General features: G+C 66.8%; 18 protein-coding genes and 1 pseudogene. 13 read left to right on the top strand and 6 right to left on the bottom strand.

Annotated features, from left to right (window positions below):
• Positions 1 to 36 precede the first annotated feature (36 nt).
• Positions 37 to 699, top strand: coding sequence for a glutathione S-transferase (locus ACMUOY_RS12800; RefSeq protein ID WP_413893109.1), 663 nt, complete (start codon positions 37 to 39; stop codon positions 697 to 699).
• 24 nt (positions 700 to 723) lie between these two features.
• Here the strand turns inward: ACMUOY_RS12800 and ACMUOY_RS12805 are convergent, their stop codons facing one another.
• Entirely contained in the window at positions 724 to 1,533 is an 810-nt protein-coding gene (locus tag ACMUOY_RS12805) for an enoyl-CoA hydratase/isomerase family protein (protein ID WP_413893110.1), read from the bottom strand.
• Positions 1,534 to 1,707: 174 nt separating this feature from the next.
• On the opposite strand from ACMUOY_RS12805, the gene ACMUOY_RS12810 reads away from it, so the two are divergent.
• From ACMUOY_RS12810 to ACMUOY_RS12825, 4 genes are all read left to right on the top strand, one after another.
• On the top strand, positions 1,708 to 2,076 hold the full coding sequence (locus ACMUOY_RS12810) for a TraR/DksA family transcriptional regulator (RefSeq protein ID WP_413893111.1): 369 nt from the start codon (positions 1,708 to 1,710) through the stop codon (positions 2,074 to 2,076).
• Positions 2,077 to 2,147: 71 nt separating this feature from the next.
• Positions 2,148 to 2,522, top strand: a complete 375-nt coding sequence (locus ACMUOY_RS12815; RefSeq protein ID WP_413893112.1) for a hypothetical protein — start codon at positions 2,148 to 2,150, stop codon at positions 2,520 to 2,522.
• A gap of 64 nt (positions 2,523 to 2,586) precedes the next feature.
• Positions 2,587 to 3,000 carry a VOC family protein gene (locus tag ACMUOY_RS12820; RefSeq protein WP_413893113.1) on the top strand — a complete coding sequence of 138 codons (414 nt, stop codon included), beginning with the start codon at positions 2,587 to 2,589 and terminating at the stop codon, positions 2,998 to 3,000.
• Positions 3,001 to 3,091: 91 nt separating this feature from the next.
• A complete protein-coding gene (locus ACMUOY_RS12825) occupies positions 3,092 to 3,685 on the top strand; it encodes a MarC family protein (protein ID WP_413893114.1) in 594 nt (197 codons plus the stop codon).
• 30 nt (positions 3,686 to 3,715) lie between these two features.
• Here ACMUOY_RS12825 and ACMUOY_RS12830 read toward each other — a convergent pair whose 3' ends face one another.
• The gene (locus ACMUOY_RS12830) at positions 3,716 to 4,726 is read right to left on the bottom strand and encodes a fumarylacetoacetate hydrolase family protein (RefSeq protein ID WP_413893115.1); all 1,011 of its coding nucleotides are present in this window, start codon (positions 4,724 to 4,726) and stop codon (positions 3,716 to 3,718) included.
• 109 nt (positions 4,727 to 4,835) lie between these two features.
• Here ACMUOY_RS12830 and ACMUOY_RS12835 point away from each other — a divergent pair, with 109 nt between their 5' ends.
• The 4 genes from ACMUOY_RS12835 to ACMUOY_RS12850 all read left to right on the top strand — a co-directional run bounded on the left by ACMUOY_RS12835 (position 4,836) and on the right by ACMUOY_RS12850 (position 8,491).
• Positions 4,836 to 5,690 (top strand): IclR family transcriptional regulator, encoded by an 855-nt coding sequence (locus ACMUOY_RS12835; protein ID WP_413893116.1) that lies wholly within the window; start codon positions 4,836 to 4,838, stop codon positions 5,688 to 5,690.
• A complete protein-coding gene (locus tag ACMUOY_RS12840; RefSeq protein ID WP_413893117.1) occupies positions 5,687 to 6,793 on the top strand; it encodes a DUF3108 domain-containing protein in 1,107 nt (368 codons plus the stop codon). The genes ACMUOY_RS12835 and ACMUOY_RS12840 overlap by 4 nt, the downstream gene beginning before the upstream one ends.
• A 109-nt stretch (positions 6,794 to 6,902) precedes the next feature.
• Entirely contained in the window at positions 6,903 to 7,184 is a 282-nt protein-coding gene (locus ACMUOY_RS12845; protein WP_413893118.1) for a DUF3567 domain-containing protein, read from the top strand.
• A gap of 170 nt (positions 7,185 to 7,354) precedes the next feature.
• Complete coding sequence (locus ACMUOY_RS12850; RefSeq protein WP_413893119.1) at positions 7,355 to 8,491, top strand: ABC transporter substrate-binding protein; 1,137 nt, start codon at positions 7,355 to 7,357, stop codon at positions 8,489 to 8,491.
• Positions 8,492 to 8,496: 5 nt separating this feature from the next.
• On the opposite strand, the gene ACMUOY_RS12855 is transcribed toward ACMUOY_RS12850, so the two are convergent.
• Complete coding sequence (locus ACMUOY_RS12855; protein ID WP_413893120.1) at positions 8,497 to 9,576, bottom strand: AbrB family transcriptional regulator; 1,080 nt, start codon at positions 9,574 to 9,576, stop codon at positions 8,497 to 8,499.
• A gap of 45 nt (positions 9,577 to 9,621) precedes the next feature.
• On the opposite strand from ACMUOY_RS12855, the gene ACMUOY_RS12860 reads away from it, so the two are divergent.
• The 4 genes from ACMUOY_RS12860 to ACMUOY_RS12875 all read left to right on the top strand — a co-directional run bounded on the left by ACMUOY_RS12860 (position 9,622) and on the right by ACMUOY_RS12875 (position 13,836).
• Positions 9,622 to 10,482, top strand: coding sequence for a ChaN family lipoprotein (locus tag ACMUOY_RS12860; RefSeq protein WP_413893121.1), 861 nt, complete (start codon positions 9,622 to 9,624; stop codon positions 10,480 to 10,482).
• Between the two features lie 42 nt (positions 10,483 to 10,524).
• A complete protein-coding gene (gene purU / locus ACMUOY_RS12865; RefSeq protein WP_413893122.1) occupies positions 10,525 to 11,373 on the top strand; it encodes a formyltetrahydrofolate deformylase in 849 nt (282 codons plus the stop codon).
• Between the two features lie 2 nt (positions 11,374 to 11,375).
• The gene (locus ACMUOY_RS12870; protein ID WP_413893123.1) at positions 11,376 to 12,239 is read left to right on the top strand and encodes a LysR substrate-binding domain-containing protein; all 864 of its coding nucleotides are present in this window, start codon (positions 11,376 to 11,378) and stop codon (positions 12,237 to 12,239) included.
• A 94-nt stretch (positions 12,240 to 12,333) separates the two neighbouring features.
• Positions 12,334 to 13,836 (top strand): FAD-linked oxidase C-terminal domain-containing protein, encoded by a 1,503-nt coding sequence (locus tag ACMUOY_RS12875; RefSeq protein ID WP_413893124.1) that lies wholly within the window; start codon positions 12,334 to 12,336, stop codon positions 13,834 to 13,836.
• Between the two features lie 18 nt (positions 13,837 to 13,854).
• Here ACMUOY_RS12875 and ACMUOY_RS12880 read toward each other — a convergent pair whose 3' ends face one another.
• From ACMUOY_RS12880 to ACMUOY_RS12890, 3 genes and pseudogenes are all read right to left on the bottom strand, one after another.
• Entirely contained in the window at positions 13,855 to 14,376 is a 522-nt protein-coding gene (locus tag ACMUOY_RS12880) for a DUF1993 domain-containing protein (RefSeq protein ID WP_413893125.1), read from the bottom strand.
• Between the two features lie 58 nt (positions 14,377 to 14,434).
• Positions 14,435 to 15,595, bottom strand: a complete 1,161-nt coding sequence (locus ACMUOY_RS12885) for an aminotransferase class V-fold PLP-dependent enzyme (protein WP_413893126.1) — start codon at positions 15,593 to 15,595, stop codon at positions 14,435 to 14,437.
• Positions 15,596 to 15,709: 114 nt separating this feature from the next.
• A pseudogene (locus ACMUOY_RS12890) lies at positions 15,710 to 17,551 on the bottom strand (carboxyl transferase domain-containing protein); the annotation flags it as partial.
• Positions 17,552 to 17,690 lie beyond the last annotated feature (139 nt).

Raw genomic sequence — 17,690 nt, forward strand, 5'->3', positions numbered from 1 at the left:
GCGTTCCCCCACCTACTACACACAGGAGACACCCCCATGCTCAAGCTTTGTGGCTTTGCCGCCAGCAACTACTACAACAAGGTCAAGCTCGCCCTGCTCGAAAAAGGCATTCCCTTCGAAGAAGAGCTGGCCTGGGTGGGCCAGACCGATCCTGCCGCCAGCCCGCTGGGCAAGGTGCCTTACCTCAAGACCGACGAAGGCAACCTGTCGGAATCCACCGTCCTGCTGGAGTACATCGAAGCGAAGTACCCGCAACACCCGCTGCTGCCGGCCGATCCGTTTGCCGCCGCTAAGGTGCGCGAGCTGCTGCGTTACACCGAGCTTCACCTGGAGCTGGTGGCGCGCAACCTCTATCCCGAGGCCTTCTTCGGCGGCAAGGTCAGCGACGCCGCGAAGGAAAAGACCGGCCAGCAGCTGGAGAAGAACATCGCCGCCTTCGCCAAGCTCGCAAAGTTTTCGCCCTACCTGGCCGGCGACACCTTCACCCTGGCCGACTGCGGCGGCGCGGTGCACCTGCAGCTGGTGGCCAGCGCCACCAAGATCATCTACGGCCGCGACTTCATGGCCGATCTGCCCGTGCGCGACTACCTCAAGCTGCTGGGCGAGCGGCCGACGGTGCAGAAGGTCAACGCCGAGCGCAAGGTGAACACCGAGCTGATGCTGGCTGCCGCCAAAGCCAAGGCGCAGGCCAAAACCTGACCCGGCGCAGCGGCGGCTTGCCTCTCAGTATTTCGGCATGCGGCGCTCGCGCAGCGAGACCACGCCCTCGTGCACGTCCGGCCCGCCGAAGCCCATGAATTCGAGCGCCAGCGAGGTGTCGAAGGTCGGCCCGGCCTGGCGCAGCCAGTTGTTGAGTGAATACTTGGTCCAGCGGATGGCGGTCTGGCTGCCGGCAGCCAGCCGGTCGGCCACTTCATAGGCCTTGGGCAGCAACTGGTCTTCGTCCACCGCCAGCGAGACCAGGCCGATGCGCTCGGCCTCTTCGCCGCTCACGGCCTCGCACAGCATCAGGTAGTACTTGGCCTTGGCCATGCCGCACAAGAGCGGCCAGACAATGGCGGCATGGTCGCCCGCCGCCACACCCAGGCGGGTGTGACCGTCCACGATCTTCGCAGTCTTTGAGGCGATCGAGATGTCGGCCAGCAGGCCGGCTACCAGCCCCGCACCCACGGCCGGGCCATGCATCGCGCTGACGATGGGCTTGTCGCAGTTGATCACGTTGTAGACCAGGTCGCGCGCCTCTTTCCAGACGCGGGTACGCACGCCGAAGTCGCTGGCCATGTCCTGCACCAGCGCCAGGTCGCCACCGCCGGAGAAGCCCAGGCCCTCGCCGCGCAGCACGGCGCAACGCACGCTGTCATCCTTGTCGATGTCGCGCCAGATCTCGCTGAGCTCCCAGTGCCCTTCGTGCCCTGCTGTCGGAAGCTTGCCGTTTTGCGCCTTCATCTGGATGTCGATCACGGCGTCATTCACACCACGGCGCGTGATGGCCAGGGTCTGGTAGCGGCTGTAGTCGATGGCGGGGTGGGTCATGGGGTCTCCTGTTTTGCATGGACGAGGGCGCGCCAGCGCGCCGGAACCGGGATTTTGGCGGTGATTCGCTGCGGGAGCAGTGCGCCGCTTTTACCACCGGCTGTCTTGACTTTCATCAAAGACGCTCCGCAAGGTGTGATTCATCATGAAGCCGTAACTCAGAAGGAATCCACCATGGACAAGCAGCACGCCACCCCCTACCAGCAGCAACTGGTCGCCATGCGCGCCGCCTTGCTGGCACAGATGGCCGCGCAGCGCGGCGGAGACATCGGCCGCGTCGAGGCCGCTTCCGCCCACTTCAGTCATTCGGAGGAGTCGCCCGCCCAGATGGCGACCGAGAAGGAAATCGAGTTCGCCATCGGCGATCACGAAGTCGTCGAGCTCACGGCGATCGAGGCCGCGCTGTCTCGCATCGAGGCCGGCTCCTACGGCGAATGCATCGCATGCGGCGTCCACATTCCGGCTGCCAGGCTGAAGGCCACGCCGGAGGCTTCACGCTGCATCCACTGCCAGGAAGCCTACGAGAAGAAGCATCCGGCCTGATGCTGCGCAAGCGGCCCTGAAGACGCCATTTTTCTGTATTCGCTTTTTCACTTTTTCATAGGAACCCTTGCATGAGCACTTTCCACGCCGTTGTCTGGATGGATCATTCCGAAGCCCACGTCGTCATGTTCGACCGCGAACACATGGAGGCGCAGCGCATCCGCTCGCGCAGCCACCACAAGCACCAGGGCAAGACCGCTGACAACGGCTCATTCTTCGGCGATATCGCCCGCGCGCTGTCCGGCACCCATGAGGTGCTGCTGGCTGGCCCCGGCATCGCCCGCAACCAGTTCCGCGACTGGTGCGGTGCGCATCAGACCGCCGTCGCCGGCGCGATTGTGGACTCGGTGTCCGCCGACCATCCGACCGACGCCCAACTGGTGGCCATGGCGCGCCAGTACTTCAAGAAGTTTGACGCCATGGCGGCCGATCCTTCGATGGCCTGATCCGGGCCTTGGCCCTGACCGGGGCGCGATGCCCGGCCCAGCAGGCTGCGCTATCCTTCGCCGGATGCGCAGCCTGTTTCATTTCGCCTTCAACGTCACCGACCTGGACATGGCGCGGCGCTTCTACGGCGGCGTGCTGGGCTGCACAGAGGGCCGCAGCACCGCCACCTGGGTCGATTTCGACTTCTTCGGCCACCAGATCTCCCTGCACCTGGGCGAGCCGTTCAAGACCGCCGCCACCGGCCATGTCGGCGAGCACCGGGTGCCGATGCCGCATTTCGGGCTCATCCTGGCGCTGCCCGACTGGCAGGCGATGGCACAGCGACTGCAGGCCGCCGGCACCGACTTCGTGCTCAAGCCACACCTGCGCTTCGAAGGCCAGCCCGGCGAGCAATGGACGATGTTCTTCCTGGACCCCTTCGGCAACCCGATCGAGGTCAAAGGCTTTGCGTCGCTGGAACAGGTGTACGCCCTATGAGCGGGACGGGCCAGCGCCGGGCCGCCCCAAGCAGGCCCGCGGCCCCCTCGGGGGGCAGCGAGGACACGAAGTGCCGAGCGTGGGGGCATATATGAACTACACATTCGCCTCGGCCACCATCCTGCTGCTGCTGATCACCGACCCGTTCGGCAATATTCCGATCTTTGCCAACGCCCTGCGCCCGGTGGCGCCCGAGCGGCGCGCCCGCGTGATCCTGCGCGAGGTGCTGATTGCTTTCGGGCTGCTGCTGACCTTCATGTTCGTCGGCGACCGCTTCCTGCGGCTGATGAACCTGTCGGACCTGTCGCTGCAGATGGCCGGCGGCGTGGTGCTGTTCCTGATCGCGCTGCGAATGATCTTTCCGCCGCCGCCCGCCGAAGGTGCGGTACAACTGGGCGAGCCCCTGATCGTGCCGCTGGCGATTCCCGCGCTGGCCGGCCCGTCCGCCCTGGCCACGGTCATGCTGCTGGTCAGCCAGGCGCCCGAGCGGCGGCTGGAATGGGTGGCCGCGCTGAGCGTGACCATGTTGGTCTGCGCCGTGGTGCTGGTGATGGCCGAACGCATCCAGAGGGTGCTGGGCGACCGGGTCGTGATGGCCTTCGAGCGGTTGATGGGCCTGATCCTGGTCGCGATCTCGGTCGAGATGATGATCCGTGGGCTCAAAGTGCTGGTCAAGCAGCTCTGAGCCGACGTCGCCTTTGCGCGGCGCCGACGCTCAGCTGGACGGTGCGGCGATGGCCTGGTCGATCGCGCCAAAAAGGCTTTGGCCGTCCTTGCCCTTCATTTCGATGCGGATGGTGTCGCCGTACTTCATGAACTCGGTGCTGGGCTGGCCGTCCTGGATGGTTTCGATGCAGCGCTTCTCAGCAATGCAGCTGTAGCCCTTGGGCCACTCGGTGCGGCCGTTGACTTCCACGCCCTTGTTGCTGACGGTGCCGCTGCCCACGATGGAGCCGGCGCGCACGTTGCGGGTCTTGCAGATGTGGGCAATCAGCTGGCCGAAGTGGAAGGTCATCTCCGTGCCGGCATCGCACATCCCGACCTTGCGGCCGTTCCAGCTGGACTGCAGGGTGAGGTTCACGCGGCCCTGGTCCCAGGCGTCGCCCAGCTCGTCCAGCGTCACGGCGACCGGACTGAAGGCCGTGGCCGGCTTGCTCTGGAAGAAGCCAAAGCCCTTGGCCAGCTCGTTCGGAATCAGGTTGCGCAGGCTCACGTCATTGACCAGCATCACCAGTCGGATGCCTTCGAGCGCCTGCTCGGGCGTGCTGCCCATGGGCACGTCGGCCGTCACCACGGCAATCTCGGCCTCGAAGTCGATGCCGAAAGCCTCGCTGGGCACGACCACCGGGTCGCAGGGGCCGATGAAGTCATCGCTGCCACCCTGGTACATCAGCGGGTCGGTGTAGAAGCTGGCCGGTACTTCGGAATTGCGCGCCTTGCGCACCAGTTCCACATGGTTGAGATACGCCGAGCCGTCAGCCCACTGGTAGGCACGCGGCAGCGGCGCCATGCACTGCTTCGGATCGAACGGAAACGCGTGGCGCGCCTTGCCGCCATTCAGGGTTTCATAGAGGTCCTGCAACTGGGGCGACAGGAAGCCCCAGTCGTCCAGCACCTGCTGCATGCGGTCGGCAATGCCGGTCGCATAATGCGCCGTGCTCAGGTCCCGTGACACGACGACGAGCTGGCCGTCGCGCGAGCCATCCTTGTAAGTGGCGAGCTTCATGAAAGCAGTGTCTCCATCAAACCCCTACGCATCGGACGAATCTGCGTCAGAATTACGTATTGGTAAACTTGTTTAACTAAACGAAACGCAAGCGGGAATTCTAGTTCAAATGGACGAATTGCGTGCAGGACTACAGGACAGCGACGGGGCTGCGCCACCCGACCGGGAACGCGCCGGCATCCAGTCCGTCGAGGTGGGCTTTGCCTTGCTCGACGTGCTCGCCGCAGCCGCAGGCCCGCTGATGCTGCGCGACCTGGCGGCCGCCGCCGACATGAGTGCCGCCAAGGCCCACCGCTACCTTGTCAGTTTCCAGCGCCTCGGTCTGGTGCTGCAGGACGCCGCCACCACGCGCTACGACCTGGGACCGGCCGCGTTGCGCCTGGGTCTGGCCTCGCTTTCAAGGCTCGACGCCGTGCAGATGGGGAGAGAGCGCCTGCCCGCGCTGCTCGAGCAGGTCGGCCACACGCTGGCGCTGGCGGTCTGGGGCAACCACGGCCCGACCATCGTCCACTGGCAGGAGTCGCCACTGGCCAGTCCGGTGAACCTGCGGCTCGGCGACGTGATGCCCTTGCTGACCTCCGCCACCGGACGCTGTTTCGCGGCCCACCTTACGCCCGGGCGGGCGCTGCACATGATCGAGGCCATGATCCAGGACGAACTGCGCCGGCTGCAGGCCATCCCTCACGCGCAGTGCCGCGAGGACCTGCCGACCACGATGGAGCAGGTGCAGGCGCTGTTCCTGGAGGTGCGCCAGCGCGGCATGGCCCGCGTGGTGGACACGCTGCTGCCGGGCGTGGTGGGCTTCTGCGCGCCGGTGTTCGACTCGGACCGGCGCATGATCATCGGTGTCGTGGCGCTGGGTTCTGCCGCGACGTTTGACGCCCGTTGGGGCGGCGCGGTGGAGGCGCCCTTGCGGGCCATGGCGCAGCGGTTGTCCGGCGACCTGGGGTACACGCCGCAATGACGACGGTGGGGCCGCCCGGACTGCGGCCGCTGGCTGGGCTGACCGCGGCCGTGGTGGTTGCGCACCTGCTGGTTCTGCAGCAGGCGTCGATGTCGCTGAGCCCGGGTGACGCGCCGGCGTTGCACACCCCTCCCCTCAACACCCGCATGGTCACGCCCCCGGCCCCGGTCGCAGAGCCTGCGCCGGCGCCAAAACCCAGCCCGCCACCGCCCAGGAAGCCCCCGGCCGCCCCCAAGGCCCGCCCGGCGCCGCCGCCCGAATCGGGACCGGCTCCCAGCCCTGTTCTTGGACAGAACCTGGCAGAACCCATCGTCGAACTGTCACCAACAGCTACCGATTCAGTAGCAAACTCAACCGCGACCGGCACCGGCACGACAGCGTTGGCCGAGGCCCCCGCCCAGCCGGCATCGGCGCCGTCTGGCAGCGCGCCGGTGGACGGCGCCACCTTGAACGCGGCGGTGCCCTCCTCGGTGCGCCTGCTCTACAACCTTGAAGGGCAGGCCCGCAACCTGCAGTACACCGCCCGCGGCGAGGTGCTGTGGCGCCAGGACGGGCAGCGCTACAACCTGCTGTTGACGGTCAGTGCGTTCCTGATTGGCTCGCGATCGCAAACCAGCGAGGGCGACCTCACCCCGCAGGGACTCGCGCCACGCCGGTACGCCGACAAATGGAAGGGCGAGCAGGCGGCGCATTTCAACCGCGATACCGGCCGCATCATCTTCAGCGTCAACACGCCCGAAGCCGCGCTGCTGCCCGGCGCGCAGGACCGGCTGAGCCTGTTCATCCAGATCGGCGCCCTGATGGCGGCCGACCCGAAGCGCATGGCCGCCGGCAACAGCTTCACGCTACAGACCGTCAGCACGCGCGAGGCCGAACCTTGGATCATCACCGCCGACGGTGAGGAAAGCCTGAAGCTGCCAGGCGGCGAAGTGATCGCTTACAAATTCAGCCGCGCGCCGCGCCGGCCCTTCGACACCCGGCTCGAACTCTGGATCGCGCCATCGATGAATTACCTGCCGGTGCGCATCCGGGTCACCCAGTCCAACGGGGATTTCGTGGACCAGAAACTGCGCGCCAGCGAGCCCGCGGGCAAGCCCGACTGAGGCCCTGGACCGGGCAAAGTGTGGTGATCCGGCACCAAAGCGGCACTCACGCCTTGAAACGGGCCCGAATGTTGCAATCTGGGAGCCAACAGTAAAGGAGAATGAACCCATGCATACCCTCTACGACTCCGACACCTTTGCCGTGATGCACGTGCTGGCCAATGCTCCGGGCGAAGACGCCCCCGAATCCACCGAGCCGGTGCTGGCGCGCCACGGCTTCGAGATTGTTGACAAACGCCGGGGCAAAGAGGTGTACCTCGACGGCTCCTGGGCCGAGATGTTCCAGCAGAAGATCATCGCCTGGCAGGTCAACACGCCCACCCAGGAAGAGGTCGAGGACACGCTGGAAAGCTACAGCGGGCTGGCCCAGCACCCCGTGCTGGTGCACTGAGGGTTGTTTTTCGCCCTTTCAGGGCATTGTTCCGGTTTTCGCTTGGGTCGGGGTGTCGCCGTAAGGCAAAAGCTTGCGTGGCTGCATAGAATTCCCAGCCGGTACGCCGTCTCACCGGCCGATTCGGCAAGGCAAGGCGTCACCCGACCCACCCCAAAGGAAAACCCGTCATGAAACACTTCCTGCCCCGCCTGTTTGCCGGCTGCCTGGCCCTGGCCCTGTCGTGGGCGATGGCCGCCGATGGTGTCACGAAAAACCAGCTCCTGATCGGCCAGAACATCACGCTGCAGGGTGGCAAGAACGACTACGGCATGGCGGTGCAGGACGGCATCCAGGCCTACCTGAACCTGATCAACAGCCGCGGCGGCGTGAACGGCCGCCAGGTCGTGCTCAAGACGCTGGACGACGACAACAAGTCCAGTCAGGCCGAGGCCAACGCGCGCCAGCTCGTTGAGCAGGACAAGGTGTTCATCCTGTTCGGCTCGATCGAGGGCGGCCCGTCCACCGCCGTCATGAAGGCCGCCATCGACCTGAAGGTGCCATTCTTCGGCCCGATCGCCGGCTCGCCCACCCTGCGACGGCCCCACCAGCCGCTGGTGTTCCCGGTGCGCGCAGAACACCGCGAGGAATTTCGCGCGCTGCTGGCCTACGGCAAGAGCATCGGCACCACCCGCGTGGGCTTCATGCGGGCCGACTCCGAAACCGGGCAACAGCATCTGGCCAACGTGAAGCTGCTGTGCCAGGAACTCGGCATGGAGCTGGTGGCCGACCTGCCCTTCAAGTCCGACGTGGCCGACGCCCAGATTGACCAGATGGTCGGCCAACTGGAAAAAGGCAGGGCCCAGATCGTGTTCAACCACGGCTCACCCGGCGTGTACGAAAAGCTGATTCGCAAGTCGCGCGCCCAAGGGCTGCCGACGAGCTTCTACGCGGTGAACTCGGGTTCGGCCCAGATGGCCAAGCACCTGGGACCGCTGGCCCACGGCATGGTGTTCACCCAGGTGGTGCCCAGCCCCTGGGAACGCAAGACGGCCATCACCCGTGAATACCAGGAAGAGCTCGCCAGGCAGAAGCCCGGGCGCGAGTTTTCCTACGGCAGCCTGGAAGGGTATGTGACGGCCAAGGCGCTGGTGGCCGCGCTGCGGCTGGCCGGGCCAGAGCCGACGCGCGAGAGCTTCCTGGCCGGCCTGAGCAACGCCAGCCTGGACCTCAACGGCCTGCGTGCGGTCTACAGCCGCGAGCAGCACACCGGCCTGAACTTCGTCGACCTGTCGATCGTGACGCGCGAGGGCACCTTCCGGCACTGAGCCGCTCAGCGGGCCGCATCGCGAGCGCGGCGCGCCCGCAGCCAGTGCCACAGCGGATTCGCCAGCAGCAGCACCGCCACCAGCCGGCACACCTGAAACGCGGTGACCACCGGGACGCCCAGTTGCAGCACCTTGGCCGTGATTGACATCTCGGTGATGCCGCCGGGCGAGGTGCCCAGCAGCAGCGTGACGGGATGCAGGCCGGTGCCCAGAGACAAGAGCCAGGCAAACCCGGCGCACAGCCCCATCATCACCAGGGTGCCCAGCGCCACCGAGGCCAGCCAGCGCGGCGCGGTGTGCAGGAAGCCCGAGGTGAAGCGCACGCCCAGGCTCACGCCAATCACCAACTGTGCGGCATTCGACAACGCCACCGGAATCGCCGACAGCGTGATGCCTGCCATGGTGAAACCCATCGCCACCACCAGCGACCCCATGAACCAGGGATTGGCGCGGCCCAGGCGCTGCATCAACAGGGCACCGGCGACGGTGCACACCCCCAGCGCCAGCAGCCCAGATGGATGGACGATCCGGGGCCCCGGGGACGTGACATCCACACCCGTCAGGCCGCTGGCCTGCAGACCAAAGGGAATCACCAGCACCACCACCATCAGGCGCAGGCTGTGTGCGGCGGCCACCAGATCGGTGCGCGCGCCGACGCGCTCGGCCAGCAAGGTCATCTCCGAGGCCCCGCCGACTGCACCGGCAAAGAAGGCCGTGGCCCGCATGGCGTCCGGCGCGACGCCGGCCAGGCGCGGCGCGTGAAGTCGGTAGAGAACAGCCGCAAAAGACACCCCCAGCATCAGCGCCCAGGCGATCGCCAGCAGAATGGCCCACCACAGGCTGGCGACCAAGGCCATGACCTGCGGTGTGAAATACAGGCCCAGCGCGGCGCCGATCACCCACTGCCCGCCGTTGCGCAGTGGCGCCCAGCTCTCGGTCGGCGCGCCGGCCATGGAAGCCATCGCCGTGACCACCAGCGGACCGATCATCCAGGGCAGCGGCGTTCGCAAGGCCACGCACAGCGCGGCAGCGCCCAGCGCCAGCAGCAGGGTCAGGGTTACGCGAAGGGTGTAATGCAGGCGCATGCGGTCAGGGTCGGCTGCGCTTAGTATGGCGGGATGAACTGTCGAATGGCTGTCACCGCCGCGGTGCTGGGCATCGTGCTGGGCTGCGCCGCGCCACCTTCCGGCCCGGCCACGGCGCCCGCCACGGTGTTTGCCGCGTCCACCCCCCAAGCGCCCGAACCGGCCGCCGTCTGGCGCCAGCTTGAGCGCCTGCTGCCCGCCGATGCCTTGTTGATGGGCGAGCAACATGATTCACCGGATCACCAGCGGCTGCAGCGCAGCGTCGTGCAGGTGCTGGCCGAGCGCGGCATTCTGGCCGCCGTGGCGCTGGAGATGACGGAGCAAGGCGGCACCACCACCGGCTTGCCGTCGGATGCCAGTGAGCAGCAGGTGCGCGAGGCCCTGAAATGGCGTGACGCCAGCTGGCCCTGGGCGGCCTACGGGCCGGTGGTGATGGCCGCAGTGCGCGCGGGCGTGCCAGTTCTGGGCGCCAACCTGCCTGCCAGCGAAACCCGCAATGCTATGCAATCCGTAGCATACGACGGCCATTTGACGCTGGGAAAGTGGCAAAAACAGCAGGAACTCATCCGTGAGGGGCACTGCGGACTGCTGCCCGAGCGCCAGATCGTTCCCATGACCCGGGTGCAGCTCGCACGCGATGCGGCCATGGCGCGCACGGTCCTGGCCGCGCGCCAGGCCGGCAAGACCGTGCTGCTGATCGCCGGCAACGGCCATGTCGACCGTGAGCTCGGCGTGCCGACCCACCTCGGACAGGATCTGCGCGTGAGCGCGCTGGTGCTCAGTCCGCAGCGTCCGCCCGGCGCCACGCTGGATCTGCCGCCAGCCGACGCCGTGTGGCTCACCCCGGCGCTGCCGCCGCGGGACTACTGCGCCGACCTGCGCTCGCAGATGACGCCCCAGCGCTGACGCGCAACCGAAACACGCCCGTCCTGCGACAATCCGGGCCTTATGAATCACGCCTACGTCCTGAACCTGTCCTGCCCCGACCGAACGGGCATCGTGCATGCCGTCTCCGGTTTCCTGCTGGAGCGCGGCGGCAACATCGAGGAAGCCGCCCAGTACAACGACCACGGCACCGGCCTGTTTTTCATGCGCGTGCAGTTCGCCTGCGACCAGGTCACCCACGAGGACCTGCGCCTGCAGCTGCGGTACTTCGCCGAGCCGTTCGCGATGCAATGGAGCCTGCACGCCACCGCCCAGTCGATGCGCACGGTGCTGATGGTCAGCAAGGAGGGGCATTGCCTCAACGACCTGTTGTTCCGCTGGAAAAGCGGCCTGCTGCCGTTGGACATCCGCGCCATCATCAGCAACCATCGCGACTTCTACCAGCTCGCCGCCAGCTACAACGTGCCCTTCCACCACATCGTGGTGAACAAGGACAACAAGGCCCAGGCCGAAGCGAAGCAGTTCGAGATCATCCAGAACGAAGAGGCCGAGTTGGTGGTGCTGGCGCGCTACATGCAGATCCTCAGCGACGACCTGTGCCGCAAGCTGGCCGGGCGTGCCATCAACATCCACCACAGCTTCCTGCCCAGCTTCAAGGGCGCCAAGCCTTATTACCAGGCGCACGACCGCGGCGTGAAACTGATCGGCGCCACTGCCCACTACGTGACGGCTGACCTCGACGAAGGCCCGATCATCGAGCAGGACGTGGCCCGCGTGGACCACAGCAAGACCGTCGAAGACCTGACCGCCATGGGCCGCGACACCGAAAGCCAGGTGCTGGCGCGCGCGGTGAAATGGCACAGCGAGCACCGCATCCTGGTCAACGGCCACAAGACCGTGATCTTCAAATAGCGATGCGCATACCCCCCATCCAATGCCTGCTGACCTTCGAGGCGCTGGCGCGCCTGCGCAGCGTGACCCAGGCCGCCGAGGAACTGTGCGTGACGCCCAGCGCCGTGAGCCACCGGGTCAAGCAGCTGGAGCAGACCATCGGCACCCCGTTGTTCGGCCGGGCCGACTTTTCCCTGACCACCGAAGGCAGCGAATACCTGGCCCATGTGCGCGAAGGCCTGACCAGCCTGCAGAAATTCCCCGGCGCGGCCTCAGCGCCGGGCAAGCGAAAACTCAAGCTTGCGGTCACGCCGACCTTCTCGCGCTCGATCCTGATGCCGCGCCTGCGCTCCTTCCTGGAGGCCTACCCCGAGATCGACATCACGCTGCAGGTCAGCATCCCCTTGCTGGACGTGGTGGCCGAAGACGCCGACCTGACCGTGCGTTTCGGCACCGGCCGCTATGCTGACGTGGAGCACATCTGCCTGATGAAGGACGAGATCACCCCGCTGGCCTCGCCCGCCTACATCCGCGAGAACGGCCCCTTTGACAACCCGGAGGACCTGAAGTCCGCCGCCCTGCTGCGCAGCCCGCTGGAGCCTTGGCGCACCTGGTTTGCCGCGCACGGCCTGGACTGGCCCGAGCCAGTGGACGGCTCCTCGTTCAACGACATCGGCCTGATGTGCGACGCCGCCGCCCAGGGCCTGGGCATCGGCCTGATCCGCCTGAAGCTGGGCGCTCCGTGGATCGAGAACGGCTCTCTGGAGCGGATCTGGCCGCACGCCATCCCGAGTCCGCATGCCCACTACCTGTGCTGGCGCACCGGCGCGCTGGACCGCTGGGAGTGCGCCGCGTTTGCTGAGTGGCTCAAGAAAAGCGTGGCCTGAGCCATATCGGTTTGCCCTTGCCATCCGGGCGCCTTTCAACAAAGCCTGCAAAAAACCTCACCCCGCGAGCCGCTGACTGGCGTAGAGTTGGCGCATGAATACCGCCACCGATTCAAGCCCGGCCGCCCGCCAGGCGCGTGCCGCCCGACAACAGGCCGTGGTCGCGGCCCTGCAAGCCGTGCTGCCCGCCCACGCCATCCTCTACACGCCCGAAGACACCACCCCCTACGAATGCGATGGCCTGACCGCCTACCGCGAGCGCCCGCTGGTGGTGGCCCTGCCCGAGACGGATGAGCAGGTGCAGGCGGTGCTGAAAACCTGCCATGGCCTGGACGTGCCGGTGGTGGCGCGTGGTGCCGGCACCGGGCTGTCGGGTGGCGCCATGCCGCACGCCATGGGGGTCACGCTGAGCCTGGCGAAGTTCAACCGCATTCTCAAGGTGGACCCGGTGAGCCGGACCGCCGTGGTGCAAGGCGGCGTGCGCAACCTGGCCATCAGCGAAGCGGCCGCGCCGCACGGCCTGTACTACGCGCCTGACCCGTCGAGCCAGATCGCCTGCACCATCGGTGGCAACGTCGCCGAGAACGCCGGCGGCGTGCACTGCCTGAAATATGGCCTGACGGTGCACAACGTGTTGCGCGTCAAGGGTTTCACGATCGAGGGCGAGGCGGTGGAGTTCGGCAGCGAGGCGCTGGATGCGCCCGGCTACGACTTGCTGGCCCTCGTCATCGGCAGCGAGGGCATGCTGGCCGTCACGACAGAAGTCACGGTCAAGCTGGTGCCCAAGCCCCTGCTGGCGCGATGCATCATGGCCAGCTTCGACGACATCCGCAAGGCCGGTGACGCGGTGGCAGCCGTCATCGCCGCCGGCATCATCCCGGCCGGGCTGGAGATGATGGACAAGCCCATGACGGCGGCGGTGGAGGACTACGTGCACGCGGGCTACGACCTGAGCGCCGCGGCGATCCTGCTCTGCGAAAGCGACGGCACACCCGAGGAGGTGGAAGAAGAAATCGGCCGCATGAGCGAGGTGTTGCGCCGCTGCGGCGCCACGGCGATTGCCGTCAGCCGCGACGAGGCCGAGCGCCTGAAGTTCTGGAGCGGGCGCAAGAACGCCTTTCCGGCCAGCGGGCGCATCAGCCCCGACTACATGTGCATGGATTCGACCATTCCGCGCAAGCGCCTGGCCGACATCCTGCTGGCCATTGCGGAGATGGAGAAGAAGTACCAGCTGCGCTGCGCCAACGTGTTCCACGCCGGCGACGGCAACCTGCACCCGCTGATCCTGTTCGATGCGAACGACCCGGACCAGCTGCACCGCTGCGAGCTGTTCGGCGCCGAGATCCTGGAAACCAGCGTGGCCATGGGCGGCACCGTGACCGGTGAGCACGGCGTCGGCATCGAGAAACTCAACAGCATGTGCGTGCAGTTTTCCGCGGAGGAAAACGAGCAGTTCTTCGGCGTCAAGCGGGCCTTTGACGCCAAGGGTCTGCTCAATCCCGGCAAGGTGATCCCGACGCTGAACCGCTGCGCCGAGTACGGCAAGATGCTGGTGCGCGGCGGGCAGATCAAGCACCCGGAGCTGGAACGTTTCTGAGCGCCCAGCCAGGGGACTTCAGACGGGGGCTTGGTTCCCCAGCAAAAAGTCCACCTTGCCCAGTTTGACCCCGTTGTGCCTCAGGATGGCGTAAGCGGTGGTGACGTGGAAATACACGTTCGCCGTGGCCCAGTGCTTCAGGTAGGCTTCGCCCTTCATCGTGCGCGTGCCTTCGCGACCCACGGGGAAGGTGATGTCCTTGTCCTCGGTCCCGTCGATCTGGTCCGGCGCCACGGTGGCCAGAAAATCCAGCGTCTTGCGGATACGAGCCTTCAGCTCGGGCAGCGTGGTTTCGGTGTCGTCGAACGTCGGCGCCTCCATACCGGCCAGCCGCGCCGCGCAGAGCTTGGCCGCGTCGCAGGCGATCAGGACCTGGCGCGCCAGCGGCAGCATGTCCGGCGCCAGCCGGCTCTGGGCCAGCACGATCGGGTCGTATTTGCGGGCTTCGGCATCGGCGAGGCCCTTGTCAAGAAAATGGTCAAGATGTTCCAGCAGGGCGCGGAAAACCGGCACGCTGGCCGAATACATGGAGATGGACATGAGGGCCTCCTGAATGAAAAAGGGCCCCGCAAGGAGGCCCAGGGTGGAACGATCCGGTTCAGGCCGCTACCGCGACCTTGTCCGGCTGCTCGATGCCGAGCCGGTCCAGCGCGGCGGCCAGATGGGCCACGGTGCGATCGACGTGGTGCCACTTTTCCAGCCCGAACAGACCGACGCGGAAGGTCATGAAGTCGGCCGGTTCGTCGCACTGCAGCGGCACGCCTGCGGCGGTCTGAAGGCCTTCGGCCAGGAATTTCTTGCTGTTGTGGACCTCCGGGTCGGTGGTGTAGCTCACCACCACGCCCGGCGCCTTGTAGCCCTCGGCCGCCACACTGGGGATGCCCCGGCTCTCGAACAGCGCACGCACCTTGGCGCCGAGTTCGATCTGTTCGGCGCGCACCTTCTCGAAGCCGTAGGCCCGGGTTTCCTTCATCACCTCGCGCAGGCGGGTGAGCGCGTCGGTCGGCATGGTGGCGTGGTAGGCGTGGCCACCGCCTTCGTAGGTTTCCATGATCTGCAGCCACTTCTTGAGGTCGCAGGCGAAGCTGGAGCTTGTGGTGCCGTCAATGGCCGCGCGAGCGCGCTCGCTGAGCATGACCATGGCGCAGCAGGGGGAACTGCTCCAGCCCTTCTGCGGCGCGGAAACCAGCACGTCCACGCCGGTCGCCTGCATGTCGACCCACATCGCGCCAGACGCAATGCAGTCGAGCACAAACAGGCCGCCGACCTCATGCACGGCATCGGCCACCGCGCGCAGGTAGTCATCCGGCAGGATCATGCCGCTGGCGGTTTCCACATGCGGGGCAAACACCACGTCGGGCTTCTTCTCGCGGATCGTGGCCACGACCTCGGCAATCGGCGCCGGCACCCACGGCGCCTGCTTGCCTTCACCGATGCGGCGGGCCTTGAGCACGGTGGCCTCGGCCGGGATCCGGCCCATGTCGAAGATCTGCGTCCAGCGGTAGCTGAACCAGCCATTTCGAATGACCAGCACCTTCTTGTCGCCGGCGAACTGGCGCGCCACCGCCTCCATGCCGAAGGTGCCGCTGCCCGGCACCAGCACGGCGCTGCGGGCATGGTAGACCTCTTTCAGGATGCCGGAGATGTCCTTCATGACGCCCTGGAAGCTTTTGGACATGTGGTTGAGCGCGCGGTCGGTGTAGACCACGGAGAATTCGAGCAGGCCGTCGGGATCGACGTGGGGCAGCAGGCCGGGCATGGGTGTCTCCTTGTTCATGAGAGAAGCGCCGGCCAGACGGCCGCGCAATCGAACCTGTCAGCTTAGCACGGTAGCCGGACGCGCGCACACCGACGCCGCAAGCCGCTGCGCCGGCTACCAAGTGTCGACAAAACCGGCGGTCCGCTCCCTCACCCGACTCGACGCCAGTCCGCGCGCCAGCCAGACGCGCGTGTCGGCCGGGTCGATCACCGCGTCGATCTCCAGCGTGGCGGCCATGTTCAGGGCCGAGCCGTTGGCATACTGCTGCGCGACCAGTTTGTCGTACAGCGCCTGGCGCTGCGGGCCTTCAGGCACCGCTTCAAGCTCTTTGCGGTAACCCAGCCGGACTGCGCCTTCGAGCCCCATGGCACCGAACTCGCCGGTGGGCCAGGCGACGTTGAACACCGGCGCGTGAAAGCCGCCAGCGGTCATGCCCATGGCGCCCAGGCCGTAGCCCTTTCGCAGCACGATGCTGAAGTAGGGCACGCGCAGGCTGGCCGCGGTGACGAACAGGCGGCTCACATGGCGCACCTGGGCCTTCTCTTCAATGTCCGGGCCCACCATGAAGCCCGGCGTGTCAACCAGACTGACCAGCGGCAGGCCGTGGGCGTTGCACAGTTGCATGAAGCGCGCCGCCTTGTCGGCCGCGTCGGCGTCGATGGCACCGCCCAGGTGCAGCGGGTTGTTGGCCATCAGGCCGACCGGCCGCCCTTCGATGCGCGCCAGCGCGGTGTGGATGCCGATACCAAAGCCGGTGCGCAACTCCAGCAGGCTGCCAGCGTCCACGATGCCGGCCATGGCGGCGCGCGTGTCGTACACGCGCAAACGGTTCTCAGGCACCATGGTGCGCAAGGCCAGCGGATCGGGCGTGATCCAGTCGCGGGTGCGGCCCTGGAAGAACGACAGGTAATGCCGCGCGGCTGCCACCGCGCGCGCCTCGTCTTCGACCAGGATGTCGATCACGCCGTTGCGGTGCTGCACACTGCCGGGACCGATCTGCTCCGGCTTGAAGACCCCAAGGCCACCGCCTTCGACCATGGCCGGGCCGCCCATGCCAATGTTGCTGCTGCGCGTGGCGATGATCACATCGCTGCAGCCCAGCAGCGCCGCGTTGCCCGCGAAGCAACGGCCGCTGACGATGCCGATCACCGGGACCTGGCCCGACAGACGTGCGTAGCTGGCGAACGTGCTGACATGCAGGCCGGCCACGATGGGCATGTCGGTGTCGCCCGGTCGGCCGCCTCCGCCCTCGGCAAACAACACGACGGGCAGCTTCTGATCCAGCGCGATGCCCAGCATGCGGTCGGTCTTGGCGTGGTTGCGCATCCCCTGCGTGCCCGCCAGCACCGTGGCGTCGTAAGCCATGACCACGGTGCGGCTGGCCTCGGGCCCGTGGATCAGGCTGTTGATGCTGCCGATCCCGGTCACCATGCCATCGGCCGGAGTGTTGCGCATCAGGTCGTCTTCGCTGCGGCGGCTGCGCTGGGCGGCCACGGCCAGCGCGCCGTATTCGATGAAACTGCCTTCATCACACAGGTCGGCGATGTTCTCCCGCGCCGTGCGCTGGCCCAACGCATGGCGTTTGGCGACCGCCTCGGGGCGGCTCGCATCGAACGTGAACGCATGGCGGTCAACGACCCGCTGCAGATCGGCGCGCAGGGTCGCAGGCGCCGGGTCGGATGGTGGATGCCTGGGAAACCCCTCCGGACCAGCATTTTTGATCTTTTCCGCGCCATCCCAGCGTGAATCGGTCGTGACGCGCTCTGAAATCAGGAGTAATTCGCCTTCGTTCACGGTATCCCCCGCTGCGAAGAGAAGCTCGGTCACGCGGCCATCATCCGTGGCGCGCACCTCGTGCTCCATCTTCATGGCTTCCAGGATCACCAGCACGTCGCCGGTGCGCACGGTGTCTCCGGGCGCCACGAACCATTGGACGATCTGGGCCTGCAGGGGGGAGCGAAATTCGGTCATGGGCGAGATTGTGGGCGCGCCCCCCACTCACACCGCGTCAAGCGGGAGACAGCCCCGATCGCGCAGGCGCCGGCACCCGCAGAGTGCCGTCCCAGCCTCAGCAGCCAAGGAGGCCCCTACGTTG

The organism is Candidatus Skiveiella danica, from assembly GCF_022705245.1.
GTDB classification, from domain to species: domain Bacteria; phylum Pseudomonadota; class Gammaproteobacteria; order Burkholderiales; family Burkholderiaceae_C; genus Skiveiella; species Skiveiella danica.